The 14142-nt window shown below is 51.6% G+C and carries 9 protein-coding genes; 5 read left to right on the forward strand and 4 right to left on the reverse strand.

All coding sequences use genetic code 11. From position 1 onward, the window contains the following. Positions 1 to 760, reverse strand: a 760-nt coding sequence (locus O3C43_15370) for a hypothetical protein (GenBank protein MDA1067871.1), incomplete at its 3' end; no start/stop codon positions are given. Positions 761 to 1036: 276 nt separating this feature from the next. Between O3C43_15370 and O3C43_15375 the strand changes: the two genes are divergently transcribed. Further along, entirely contained in the window at positions 1037 to 4579 is a 3543-nt protein-coding gene (locus tag O3C43_15375; protein ID MDA1067872.1) for a TonB-dependent receptor plug domain-containing protein, read from the forward strand. 131 nt (positions 4580 to 4710) lie between these two features. Here the strand turns inward: O3C43_15375 and O3C43_15380 are convergent, their stop codons facing one another. From O3C43_15380 to O3C43_15390, 3 genes are all read right to left on the reverse strand, one after another. Further along, positions 4711 to 5559, reverse strand: a complete 849-nt coding sequence (locus tag O3C43_15380; protein MDA1067873.1) for a fumarylacetoacetate hydrolase family protein — start codon at positions 5557 to 5559, stop codon at positions 4711 to 4713. Between the two features lie 50 nt (positions 5560 to 5609). Further along, the gene (locus O3C43_15385) at positions 5610 to 6515 is read right to left on the reverse strand and encodes an alpha/beta hydrolase (protein ID MDA1067874.1); all 906 of its coding nucleotides are present in this window, start codon (positions 6513 to 6515) and stop codon (positions 5610 to 5612) included. A gap of 79 nt (positions 6516 to 6594) precedes the next feature. Further along, on the reverse strand, positions 6595 to 7854 hold the full coding sequence (locus O3C43_15390) for an amidohydrolase/deacetylase family metallohydrolase (protein ID MDA1067875.1): 1260 nt from the start codon (positions 7852 to 7854) through the stop codon (positions 6595 to 6597). A gap of 488 nt (positions 7855 to 8342) precedes the next feature. Here O3C43_15390 and O3C43_15395 point away from each other — a divergent pair, with 488 nt between their 5' ends. Genes O3C43_15395 through O3C43_15410 form a run of 4 tightly spaced genes read left to right on the forward strand, consistent with a single transcriptional unit; the run spans position 8343 to position 14135 of the window. After that, positions 8343 to 10403: a DUF1592 domain-containing protein gene (locus O3C43_15395; GenBank protein MDA1067876.1), complete on the forward strand. Its 2061-nt coding sequence runs from the start codon at positions 8343 to 8345 to the stop codon at positions 10401 to 10403. A gap of 1 nt (position 10404) precedes the next feature. Then, complete coding sequence (locus tag O3C43_15400; protein ID MDA1067877.1) at positions 10405 to 11820, forward strand: DUF1552 domain-containing protein; 1416 nt, start codon at positions 10405 to 10407, stop codon at positions 11818 to 11820. Between the two features lies 1 nt (position 11821). Next, positions 11822 to 13285, forward strand: a complete 1464-nt coding sequence (locus tag O3C43_15405) for a sulfatase (protein MDA1067878.1) — start codon at positions 11822 to 11824, stop codon at positions 13283 to 13285. Between the two features lies 1 nt (position 13286). Next, positions 13287 to 14135, forward strand: a complete 849-nt coding sequence (locus O3C43_15410; protein ID MDA1067879.1) for a TauD/TfdA family dioxygenase — start codon at positions 13287 to 13289, stop codon at positions 14133 to 14135. Positions 14136 to 14142 lie beyond the last annotated feature (7 nt).

Genomic DNA, 14142 nt, shown 5'->3' on the forward strand with positions numbered 1-14142 from the left:
CAGAAGACATAAAGGAAAATACAAATCCAAAAAAGTCGTTAAGACGGCTTAAGTTAGCGCCATTCTGGACTGACCCCTTTCTTCCCCTCCGCGCCGTGGCTTCCCGCAACTGTTGGTCCACCACGATCAGGATGGCTTGATAGGGTTCGAGTATTTTTATAAAAAACTCGGGGAGGTTTTGTTTCAGTTCCTCGAAGACCTTCGGTTTCCACCAGCTCGAATCCAGTTCGATGCCATAGTAGAGACCATTGCTGGTACCGACATTTTGGAGACGTTTGAGTTCCTTGGCCAAGGTCTCGCGTTGCCGGCTCAGGCTACGCTCCCGTTCCTCCTGCTGAGTCGGCACCCGCACCACACACAGCGCTCTTTTGTTTCCAGCCAGGTAGCGGTCCAGGTGACCGCACAGTTCCTTCGCGTCACGCTTGTCTGTTTTCACACGCTTGCCATACTCATCCCAGTTGCGCGGGCGCACCACCAGGTTTTCGATGCCAAGAGCCTCCAGCTTGCGATGCAACACGTAGCCGAAACAACCCGCCTCGTAGCAGCTGACCACCCGCCGGGCCAGACCGCGCTGCTTCTCCACCCAGACCAGAAACTTGGCCGGACTAAAGCGCTGGGGACTCTGGGGCGCCTGCTGGTCGATCTGACGAACGACCACGTACTTTTCCTTGTGGATGTCAATTCCAAGCTTGATGACTTCCGCTGTCGCTTCAGTCTGTTTCTTCGATGATGTGGGAGTAATGATTATTGATTTCTTCATAAGATTGTGAGTTCAGACGTTTCATTCGTCTCTGACAATCCTCCCATGTCATCTTTCTTCCTTTCCCGGATCCCGAAAGATAGACTATTTTATAGACTTTGGATGCGAAATGCCCATGCTGGGTGTTAAGAATAAATACCTCCTAATAAATCATCTCTCCTAATTTTCTCTTCTGAATGATTATGTGCGTCGTACTACGTGAACTTCCTCAACTTTGTTACTCGTTCTAAATCCTCTGCATTTTTTTATACGGACTAGTTATATCCCTATCACACTATGAAAACAATACCACCTATCACCCCATCTCTTCGCCTTGGATCATTCACCAAAGACCCAATATTTGTAGTATCTCTTTTAGTGGTCCTTTTAACTTTTCTCCCGAACCTTTTCGCTCAAGAGGATAGAGAAGATGGGGAAATTTTTAACTTATCTCCCTTCACCATTGATGCTTCGGAGGACACCGGCTACGTGGCTACCTCTACTTTGGCCGGTACCCGCATTAAAACGGATTTGAAAGACCTGGGTGCGGCGATCAGTGTATACACGACTGAATTTATGAAAGATACCGGGGCAACTGATGCGGGTACGCTGTTGTCTTACACAACCAATGCGGAAGTCGGAGGTATCCAAGGAAACTTTTCCGGAGCCGAAGCTAATAGGGTTCCATCGGACACGGGGCGTTACATGGTAACCGATGCGCGAACCAACCCGCAGCTTAATCAGCGCATTCGTGGATTGGGAGCAGCCGATTTAACCCGTGGGTTCTATTTAACCGACATACCTTTCGATTCTTACAACACTGAGCGGGTTACGGTGAGCCGCGGACCCAACTCTCTACTCTTCGGTATCGGTAGCCCGGGAGGAGTGATCAATAATGCCACCAAACAGGCATTACAGGATACCAGCATCACCGAAGCTAGTGTTCGCTTTGACAACTATGGCAGTTTGCGTGGGGAATTCGACGTGAACCGGAGCATTATCGCCGGAAGAGTCGCCATTCGTATCGCAGGCCTGGACGACCATATCAAATACAAGCAAGAGCCCGCGTGGAATCGGGACCAACGCATTTACGGGGCTCTGGATGTCGTGCTTTTTGAGAACAAAAACAGTGAAGTGGTCGGTGCCACCAAATTCAGGTTTAACGGCGAAGAAGGCCAATCCAGGGGATCTCCGGTGGAGATCATACCACCCACCGCTTCTTACCACAGCTGGTTTGAACCAGTGCCGGCGGGTCTCGAGCAATATACCGGTGAACGGCCCGCCAACAACTCATTGGCTCCGAGCGACGGAGGCACCTGGAAGTTTCAGGAAACCTACAACCCCTACAAGTTCAACAAGGAAGGTCAGATCAACACCAACACCCACCCCGCCGCATTCCGCACCTTCCCCATCGTCTACAATCAGCCGGATGCCCAGGTGCCAAACGAGGGACTGGGCAACGATATCGGCGGACAGGTGCTCATTCTTCCCTGGAACGCCAACCGGGATACACTTGCGAGCACGGGCCTGGCCGGAACGCCCGCCGCCATTGATGCCTGGGGCCCCGACGCTCCGGGGACGACCCGTGTGGCCCAATCCACCATTTACAACGCCACTACTGCCTACGCTGAGCCATGGGCGGTTGGATTTTCCGCTCCAACCATACAAAACACAGACGTTTTTGATTACCGGAACAAAGTGTATAGTGGCGGGATAGACCACGTGACGCGGAATTTCGATGCGGTCAACTTTGCCTTGGAGCAAAACTTTTTCGATGACAAATTGGGCATTGAAATCGCTTACGACAAGCAACACTACGACTACAAACAGGACTTCCTTTTCTCGGGACAGGCCCAGGCGCCCAGCACCACCGGTCCTTACGATGTGTATGTTGATATCAACCGATTCACTCAAAACGGTCAGGTAAATCCCAACGTGGGCCGGGCCTACACACGCTTGCGGACTCCCGCCATTCGTTTGGGGGAATCCGACCGGGAAACCTTCCGGGTCACCGTATTCGGAGAGCTGGATCTCACGGAAAACGATGGGTGGTTAAAGCACCTGGGGAAACACCGGCTGACCGGACTCTTCAACGACTATACACTGAACACGCACAGCCTGGAACGGTGGAAGGGATGGAACAGCAGCGAGTTCAATATTGGAAACGCGCTACAGGCTGATCCGATCGCCCATTTCCGTCGTCCCGTAACGCTCATGGTTTACACTTCCGATGATTTGCGTGGGTTAAGTTCCATTGATGATGTCCGCTTGGCACAAATTAATATCCCGCGGCTCCAGGATGGACTCACCATGCAGGCCGTCTATGCGGATACCAGTTCCAACAATGCGGAGCGAAGATTAAGGACCGGAGCGGTCACCGTCACCGAATACCTCAACGATGAAGACATTGGAAGAACCGAGATTCAGGCCCAGGCCCTGGCGTGGCAGAGTTATTTTTTAAACAACCATATCGTCGGGCTCTATGGCATCCGGACCGACGATGTTAAAAGTTTTATTCGGGCCAATGCTGATGAGGTCGGTTTTGAAAGCCGGGACCTCCATCCTAACTTTGGTGTATGGAGAGATGACTTCACCCGCCTGAGCTCAACACCTGCCCTTGACGAGTCCGGGGACACCACCTCGTGGAGCGTTGTCGGACGTTACCCCGAAGTACTGTTGGGGGATCTTCCGGGCGATATGGATCTACAAGTCCACTATGCCGAATCGGAAAACTTCAATCCGATTCAACCCAGAGGTTCAGTCGATGGCGGTTTCTGGCCACAGCCTACCGGAACCACGGAGGAATATGGATTATTGGCCAGTTTCGGGGACAACAAATTTACCGTTAAACTCAACTGGTTTGAAACCAGCTTGAATGCCGTTACGGCGGGACCAAGCGTGAATGTGGGTGGCTTTGGGGTGGCCCGCATCAACACTTACCGCGATGCCGAACTCAACCTGAACAGACCGTGGCAGGCTCAGATCGATGCGACAGTGACCAATGATCCGGCAAACTTTCCCATTAAAAGTTATGCGGAGTATTACCCCCTGGCGATAGCCGCCATTCCGCAGGCTATTAGGGACAACCTGAATGGCAGGCAAGTGGATGCCAATGGGGATGGCCAGTGGGATTCTTATATATTGGATCCCATCACGAATCTCGCCTCCACGCAAAACCGTGTGGCTGAGGGTTTCGAAGTTGAATTGACTTTCAACCCAACTCCGAACTGGCGCTTCCTGGCCAACATCAGCGAGCAGGAAACGATTAACAGCGATACGGCAAACCTCATGGCGCTATACGAATCACAATATACTGCGGCTTTGGTATCTTCAAGAATTGGCGAGTTGCCGTTTGGTGCAGACGGTACCCAGGCAGTAAGGCAAATGAACGAACAGTGGGGTAATCAGGGTGTTGTACCCGTCCGTACTGCCAAGGCGCTGGATAACACCGTTTCCAATGAACAACGGAAATGGCGATTCGTCGGAGTGACCAATTACAGCTTCAATGAAGGCGCTCTGGCGGGTGCTTCTATTGGTGGTGCTGTGCGCTGGGAAGACGAAGCGGCAACCGGTTACCTGTATTCCGTGGTGGATGGCGTTGCCGGTCCGGATGTATCGAGACCTTACCTGGATGACGGCCTATTCAGCGGAGACCTCTGGATTTCCTATGAAAAGAAAATCTGGGATAATAAGATCGATTGGAAGATTCAGTTGAATGTACGTAATCTCGTAGGCGAGAACGGTGACATACCTGTTAAAACTAACCCCGATGGTCGAATTGCGGTTGTGCGTATTCCCAATCCCAGGACGATCTCGTTATCGAACACATTCAGTTTCTAAAGCGAGCAAATCGTAGTTGTGAGGACGAAACGTTCGTGCATATCGCACGACGAATTCGTCCTTTCTTCATCGAAGATCTTTTCGCTCCGGAGGACATCGGTTATTTAAATAGTCCTAACACACATGAAAGATTACTCGGCTACCACGGGATTGATGAGCGTTCCCAATATACCAATTTCAACTTCTAGGGTATCGCCTGGAACCATGTAAAGGGGAGGTTCCCGTTTGTCTCCCACGCCACCAGGCGTTCCCGTTACGATCACGTCACCCGCTTCCAAAATGGTAAATTGGGAAATGTAGCAGATCAAATGCGGCACGGAGAAGATCAGATCGGCCAGAGTTGCGTCCTGCATGATTCTGCCGTTTAAACGTGTTTGAATGGGCAGTTGAGTGTAATCGCCAACCTCGTTTGGGGTTACCATGTAGGGTCCGAATGCACCCGTTCCAGGAAAGTTTTTCCCTGGGGTAAACTGTGATGTGTGGCGCTGCCAGTCCCGAACGCTTCCATCCACATAACACGAGTATCCAGCGACATGATTCATCGCAGTTTCCTCCGGGATATTTCGACCACCGTTTCCAATGATTACGGCCATCTCACCTTCGAAGTCGAAACGATCGGATACGTTTGGTTTTATCAGTGCCTGCCGATGCGCAATTTGTGAATTGGCAAAGCGGGTGAAAATGGTCGGATATCCTACTTCTGGACGCTTCGTTTCGGCTCTGTGCTTTTCATAATTCACGCCAATACAAAGGATTTTAGCCGGGTCCGGGATAACGGGCAAAAGTGTCACTTCCGACAGCGCAAAATCAGTAGAGCGCCCTTTCGCATATTCACGAGCCTTGGATAGGAGGTCGGCAGCTAATGCTCCTTTTAGAGAGTCCACGCCATCCTCCAACTTATTTGTTAAATCTATAATTCCGTCATCGAGTAGCGCACCAAATCCGGTGACGCCTTGTTTTGAAAAGCTAAGCAATTTCATAGTGTTCATTTAATTCGATCGAATCTTCTGCGCACAGACGAGTGAGTCAATTAATCAGATAGCTTGGCTATGAGAAATGCTTCCAGACTTCCGTATTTGGTTTCCGGATGATCGGGAGAAGTCACGTTACATTCGAGGCCGATTTTCGACATGGCTTCCTGGAGCCTGAGGCCGAGAAGGACGTGGTGGACCCAGGTACCTTCGGCAGTGTTTTTATCGACCGGAACGTCGCCTCGATTGTAGGTCATGTAAACCGGGACGTCGTCTTTGGTCAGGTGGGTGATTGCGGAGGCATCCGTCATCAGTTTTTTAACGCGGGGCGAATCCCAGTCCGATTCATCTTTGACGTCATAAAATTTGTAGAGGGCTTCGTGGTTTTTCAGGTCGGGCACGCCAAACCATTTGCGGAAGGTTCGCAGGTCGTAGGTGGATTGTCCGTTGGTGGTGGCCGCGGCGGTGATGCGGGTGGACTGCCTGGCGATGGGGTCTTTGCTTTTGGGATCGGCCAGGTCTTTGTGAAATCCTAACCAGAGGGAAATGCCGGCACCGGCGGAGCCTCCGTAACAGGCGACTTTGCCGGAATCCAGATTCCATTCCTTTGCCCGGCTGCGAATGGTCTGCAGGCATCGGGCCGCATCTTCCATCATGATAGGATAGGGGCCAGCGTCAGACAGGCGGTATTGGATCGCAGCGACCGAAAGTCCGGCTTCCTGAAATGTCTTCAAAGAGTTGGCATTGATGTTTTTGCTTCCACCTCGAAAGCCTCCTCCGTGAATATAGATCACCAGGGGAGTGGGTTTATCGGATGGAGTCAGCCAGATATCGAATACGTGCCGCTCATGGTTGCCGTACGCTACATCAGCGTGAGTGGGGGCAGGTTTTTGGTTTTGGGCCAGGCAAGCGAATGTTGGAACTAGAAATAACAAGATAAGAATTTTTATGCGTGTTGTTGGCATGATGTGGGTTGGTCTGGAGGTGAATTAGTGGATAACGAGATCATCGCTATATCCGGGCTGATCAAATTGGGTTTTCCTTTCACGATGCGGGAGGGATATTCATCTCACTGATGACTCTACCGGCACGAATACAATGTACGGGTTGAACATCGTGGTCGGTCGTTTCGGTAATACCGAGGCTATCAGTCAAACTCGTCTTTTGGTCTGCGATGCGAAACAGGGTAAGATCAGCGACCGTTCCGGGAGAAAGCGAGCCGAGTTCCTTAGGTTCATCAATTAGCTCAGCTGGCCCTAAGGTGGTCATTCGAACGAGCTCGGTTAGCGTGTACCCAAGGTGCAGGTACTTCGCCATATTTCGACCGTAGGACCAGACAGGGCCATGGACGTTGCCGGTGTGAATGTCCGTGGAAAGTGAGTGGATGGGGAAGTTGTGCTTTTGAGCGTTTCTTGCGGCTTCCCAGGCGAAGCTGGCCGCACCATGCCCGAGATCAAAACGAACGCCGCGTTCAAGCGCCTGCCAAGCCTCGGCTACCGGTTTTCCATTCGCATGGAAAATCCCTCCTGGAAATCCTCTTAAGCTGTGAGTGACAATGTCACCCCTGTCGAGCAGGCTGAGGGTATCCTGAACTACTGGAGGGGCTTTCCCAATATGGGCCATGACATGAGTCCCCGTTTCACGGGCGGCCTGAACCGCAAGTTTTGTTGGAGTTGTGCCGAGATTGCCAGCATGAACGATAGAGGCCAGGACTTTGACCCCTTTAAGAATGTCCCTGTTTTCTTCAATAGCCTGGATGGTGATCTCCTGGTCAAAGAGTTTCCAGCTCCCCTGCATCGGAATATCCGGTTCATTGCGGTGTGCGGCGACGTTCACGAATCCGATCACCCGGGTCAGGGATTTGTCGACGATGTCACGCCGAAACGCATCGACTTCCGTACCCCGGAACCCACCCGGTTCGGCAAGAGTAGTCACGCCTGTGTAAACTCCCGCGTCTTTGTCGGCATCTATCGCATTAGAGGCCGTCCCCACGAATACATGCGTATGCAGATCTATCCAGCCAGGCGTAACATACAGACCCTTGGCATCGATTACTCGGCGCGCGCGTCCACGGGGTAGTGAGTCGGCGACCTCGACGATCTTTCCGTTCGTGATACCGATGTCGGCAGTCTTGTTCAGTTCGTTGTAGGGATCCAGGACAGTGCCGCCGGCAACGATCAAATCGAAGGATTCCTCTCTGCTTTGACCCTGTAAATCTACAGTGGTGAGTATCGCAGCTCCGGCCGCGGCACTCTTCAGGAAATCGCGCCGGGTCAGAGGATGAGTTGTTCGAAAGTTATGCATCGGGTTTTGTGTCGGTGGTAGTGAAGTTTAGCCTTAAAAGTCCTTAGAGAGTGAAACCATGAACCGTGAAAAGGTGGTATTCCTACATTTTTGCTTTCTTTGAATGATTGGCAAGGCCTCCCTTTAATTTGTACTTTCAAAACTGGGAGGATGCTAACGCAGGCTTCCAGGCCATGTCAATTGGGCCGTTGCGCACGATTCGCTCATGTAATACACAGGAATGGTGTGATTCTTTCTGCGGGGAGGTCCGAGGTATTTTTGCCTCTTTTTGTTCAGACTCATCTGAAGCGGACCGCTCGGCGTGTCCCTACCCTGGATTTGTCTAGCTTAGGTAGGGCGGTTTTGCCAAAACCGCCGTCAGGGATTTACCCCATAGAAAGAATCACATCCACACTGGAATGAATCGGATTTTTTTAGTCGATATGGTTCTCAAATGTGTCTCTGATATATAGTTCGGTTCGCCACCAAATTACCCTGTTAGTTCCCTAATGAAATCTTGTTTCGCCATTTTGACTGTACTCGCCATCGTGAGCGCTTCACCGGTTGTAGCCCAAAACAAAAAGAAGGGCCTTGATTTTACGCGGGATATTCAACCAATTCTGGAAACGTTGTCGGCTGAAGAAAGAAGTATCCTCCTTGACTGGGCGGAGGCAGGAGCGCCGATCCCTTTGATCGCTGGTCACCAGGTTTCGGAAACGGACTTTTTCCAGGAAAAGATCGCGCCCCTGTTTGCTCAACATTGTTTGGAGTGCCATGATTCGAGCGCACGGGAAGGAGCCTTGGATTTGTCGAGAAAGGAAAGTGCCTTCAAGGGAGGTGATTCTGGTAAGGCTATTCTGCCGGGAAATGCCGAGGAAAGCAGTTTGTGGGAATCAGTGTTTTTCGACGACATGCCGGAAGATCGTCCACACCTTTCTCAGGAGCAGAAAGACCTGATAAAACAATGGATCGATGACGGTGCAGAGTGGACGGTTGATTGGATCGATCCGGCTATTTACGAAAAAGAGGACAGCAAAGAAAATTGGATCAGACGACTCACTGTTGATGAATACATTGAAACCGTTTGGCATGCGACGGGTGTTGATATCGAAAAAGAGGTACGCGATGTTTTGCCACCGGATCTTCGTGCGGACGGATTCAGCAATACCGCTTACAATTTGAATGTGGATTTCGACCACGTGCAGGCCTATGCCAAATTGGCGAACCTCATCGTTGGGCAAATGGATGTTCTGGCATTTGCTGAACGATTTTATAAGGACCTGAAGTTTACTGACAATGACATGGGAGCATTGCTCGATAAAATGGGAAGGTGGTTGCTGCGTGGTCCTTTGAATGATGGGGAGATCATTGCGATTCGTGGAATATCAACCACGGTTGCCAGTGCAGGCGGAGATAAGGAAGAAGCGGTCAGGTTAATGATTGAAGGCATGTTGCAATCGCCTCGTTTTATTTACCGATTGGAAAAACAACGGGCACAGAAAACGGTATCTCCAGTATCTGAATACGAACTTGCTTCTCGTTTGAGTTATATGATTTGGGGAGGTCCGCCTGATGAAGAACTATTTCGTTCGGCCGAAAAAAATGAGCTAAAGTATCCGTTCGAGTTGGAGAAGCAAGTGAAGCGCATGTTGGCAAATCCTCGAGCGGTAAAACACTCGACGAAGTTTATTCAAGAGTGGCTCGATTTGGATCGTTTGGAAAATCTACGACCGAATTCCGAAAAGTTTCCGAACTGGAATCCAGAACTTGCCGCGGATATGCGAGCAGAAACCCTGGCCTATTTTCAGGAAGTCATTTGGAGCCAAAACCGTCCTTTGGGCGACCTGCTTAATACACAAATCACGTTCGTCAGTCCTGCCTTAGCTGATTTCTATGGTCTTCAATCGGCCGATGCGACCACGCTTGAAAACGGCTTGGTTCGTTTCGATTTATCCGAAAATCCATACCGGGGTGGATTGCTGACGCAGGGGAGCATGCTTACAGTAGGTGGCGACGAAGCTTCCATGGTAACACGTGGTCTTTTTGTTTTGCATGATCTTTTAAGAGGAACGGTCAAACCTCCACCGCCCGGATTAGATGTGATCCCGATTCCAGCCAAACCTGGTGAATCCAATCGCTTTATAGCCATGATCCGGGTCAACGATAAAACCTGTGGAGGGTGCCATTCGCGATTTGAGCCTTTGGCATTTGGCTTGGAGAAATTCGATGGCTTGGGGGCATTCCATCATGTGGATGAGCATGGCAACGAATTGAGGGAAGACGGAGAATTGTTGATTCCAGGAAATTCCGAAGCGGTGCCCTACAAAACGGTTTCCGAGCTGATGGATCTTTTGGCGCAAAGTGACCGGGTAAATGAAACTTTAACGTGGAAGGTGGCCCAATGGGCCTTGGGTCGGCCCTTGACTTTGGAGGACGCTTTCGTCCTTGACAGAATCCATGAAACCGCCAAAAAAGAAGGTGGTTCTTATCCCAGTGTTATTTCCGCACTCGTGATGAGCGAGCTTGTGCAAACCACCCGAACCGAACCGATTGCATCTACCCTGAATTAAAATGAAGTACAAAAACATCAGTCGCCGCACTATGCTTAAAGGATTGGGCACGGTTGCCATCGGGGTCCCCTTTTTAGAGGAGATGCTTGTCGGCAAGGCTGTGGCCGCGCCAGCCGTACCGGTTCGCGCCTTCAACGTATTTTTTGGTTTGGGCATTCCGGCTCCTCTTCAGAAGGAAGGTTTCGAGGGCGTGTTGGAACCACTCAAGGAGCTTGGAGACAAACTGCTGATCATGCGGAATGTGGACCAGGTCCGGGCCGATGAATCGGGTATCAACGCCCATTTCGATGGCGCCTCCGCTTCGTTCACCGCGGAGGCTCCGCTCGGTGAGGCCAAATCGGGAGGACCTTCCATTGATCAGGTGGTTCGTAATTTCCACTATCCCAAGGGTCTGCCATCCGGTGTTGTCCCAACGTTGGCGGGGGGCACTTATTTCCGCCGCAGCCGGGTGAGCCGCTACGTTCACTCCTACAATATGGATGGCACCGTGGCCGCCACCATGCAGGAACGCCCTCGTGATTTATTTGAACGGGTCTTCGGCAGAATGGAACTTCCGGAAGGCATGACCGCCCGCGACCTGCACTTGAAACGCAGCGTTCTGGATTCCGTGGTCAGCCAATATAAGTTTTTCACCGGTGCCCATTCTCCTCTGGGAGCTCAATCAAAGGCCCGCATCGCCGATCACCTGGACCGCGTCCGGGAATTTGAGCAACGGGCTTATTCTCACCGTCCCATTGGTGAAGGACCCGCGTTGCCGCCTAAATCAAAAATCAAACACGGTGGAGAAGCGGATCCCGGAGGCGAAGGCATCGATATGCTACTCGAAGACCTTTCTGTGGAGTGGCGTTTGATGGCGGATCTTTATGCGCTGGCCATCCAAACCGACAAGGCCCGCTTTGGAGCCCTGACATTCCTGGCCGCCGGTGAACGGCTGCGTGTGAAAGGTGACTATGAGTACAACGGCCGCCACATCTTTTCTTTCGACGATGCAGCGCAACACAACAAATCCGGTTCCGCCGGGTGCAGTCATGAGTGGTGGCATAAGTTCGATGAAAACCAACCCAACACGCAATTACGGGCTCACGCGCATTTCAAGATGCGGGAAGTCGCCTACTTCCTGAAGCGCCTGGACGATGCCGATTCCATGGAAGGGAATGGAAAATCGATCCTCGAAAATTCCATGATCACCATTTCAACCGAATCGGGCGATGGGCGCCATTCGGATGTGAAGCGCGAGCTTTCCGGAGTTTTCCATGCCATCACCAGTGCGAACGGACGCTTTAAAACCGGCCAGATCATGGATGTGGGCGCGGAAGGTATCGACGTCTATAATACGATGCTTCAAGGGATGAACGTGAACTACAAACTGGGACCCGCGGACCGCGATCGCGTTTCCATAGACGGAATCCGCGCGTAGTATGATCCGGATTTTTGCTTTTACTTTTTTTCTAGGCTTCACCGCGTTTTCCGCTCAAGCGGCGGATCGTCCCAATGTTCTCTTTATCGCCATTGACGACTTGAATGATTGGGTGGGTTGCTTTGGGGGACATCCCCAGGTTCAGACTCCCCATATCGACAAATTGGCCGAGCGCGGAGTTCTTTTTTCCAACGCCCATTGCCAGGCACCGATTTGTAATCCTTCACGGGTCAGCTTGATCCTGGGAAAACTTCCCTCCACGACCGGCATGTATTTCCTGGGGCCCAATTTCAGGTCGGTGGATGGAACGAAGAACGAGGAAACGATGTTTCAGTATTTCAGGAAGCATGGTTATCACACCTCGACCATGGGAAAGATATTTCATGGGGCCGTGGATGAAGCCTCCTTCGACCACATTCAGAAAGCTTCCGGATGGACCAAGGGAAAAGAAAAAGTGCGTTTCACTATTCCGGGAAGTCACCCGGGATGGGATTGGGGGGAAGTGGACGTTCCGGACGAAGATATGCTGGATTACCGTACGGCCACCTGGGCCGCAAAAGAACTTCCCGAACTGGCGAAAAAGGAAGAGCCTTTTTTCCTGGCGGTTGGATTTCACCTGCCTCACGTGCCCATCTATGCTTCCAAAAAGTGGTTTGATTTATATCCGTTGGGGGATATCCAGCTACCTGCCGCCATACCCGGCGACCGGGACGACCTCCCGGAGATTGCCAAGGAATTGACCCTCAACCCAACCGCACCGCGTCATGAATGGATGGTGGAAAACGATGAAAGCCGCCATGCCGTCCGCGCCTATCTGGCGGCCACCAGTTTCGTCGATGACTTGATCGGCAAGATTTTGGATGGACTCGAAAAAAGCGGCGAAGCGGACAACACCATCATTGTTTTGTGGGGTGACCATGGATTTCATCTGGGTGAGAAACAACGCTGGGCCAAACGCACCCTCTGGGAGGAAACCACGCGCGTGCCTTTGATTATTTCCGCCCCTGGCATGAAAAAAGGCGGGCGCAGTGCCCGTCCGGTTGGGCTGATTGATTTGTTTCCCACGCTGACCGACCTTTGCGGATTACCGGCCAAAAATGATTTGGAAGGCCAGAGTCTTGGCACTCTCTTAAAAAATCCGGATGCGCGTTGGGATCGACCTGCGCTGTGCACCTTTGGCCCGGACAATCATTCGCTGCGTTCCGAACGTTGGCGGTACACCGTCTACGCCGATGGATCAGAAGAGCTGTATGACCATGAAAATGATCCCCATGAATGGAATAATTTGGCGGGAGACCCAAAATTCACAAAAGTCATAACCGGATTAAAAAAATTCCTTCCCAAGTTGAATGCGGATCCGCTGCCGGGCAGTTCGGGCTCGGACTCGCCACTTTACGGCGAGGGAAAGATATCTTTACAAGAGGCTATGAAACGTGGCCAACAACAATTAGAAAAAGGAAATTAATATGATTCGCACACAGCTGGAGATTGTCCCCATAGCAGGAGCTCTGGGAGCCGAAATTCGTGGCATCAACCTCGCCGAAAATTTAAGCGATGAAGTCATTCAGGAGATTCGCCAGGCCCTGCTGGATCATCTGGTCATTTTCTTCCGTGACCAGGAGATGACTCCTCAGCAGCAACTGGCTTTCGCCAAACGTTTCGGTGAATTGGATGAACATGATTTTGTCCAAGGCCTGAAAGACTATCCCCACATCATTCGCTTGGTTCGCGAGGCCAATGAGAAGGGAAGTAACTTTGGCGGTGTATGGCATTCCGATGTTACCCACCAGAAAGCTCCGGCTCTCGGATCCATATTGTATGCGCTGGACGTTCCTCCCGTGGGTGGAGACACCCTGTTTGCCAACCAATACCTGGCTTATGAAACGCTATCCGAAGGTCTGAAGGAAACGCTTCAAGGACTGGTCGGTATTCACACCGCCAAAGGACCGTTTGGACCTGAAGGACGGGCGACCAAGAACTGGCTCAACATGCAGGTGGTCACCAGTGACAAGGCCCTTGAGGAAACGGAACACCCGGTCGTGCGCACCCATCCCGAAACCGGTCGCAAAGGCCTCTTCGTCAACCGGACCTTCACCGTGCGCTTCAAGGATTGGACCGAAGAAGAAAGCGCGCCGCTACTGGAATATCTTTTCGATCACTCCCGCAAGGAGGCCTTCACCTGTCGCTTCAAATGGGAAAAGGGCTCGGTGGCATTCTGGGATAACCGCAGTGTGATGCACTACGCTTTGAATGACTATAACGGCCACCGTCGCGAAATGCACCGGGTCACCGTGGCGGGGGACAAGCCGTATTAATCGCGAA

This window comes from Verrucomicrobiota bacterium (assembly GCA_027622555.1).
Lineage (GTDB): Bacteria > Verrucomicrobiota > Verrucomicrobiia > Opitutales > UBA2995 > UBA2995.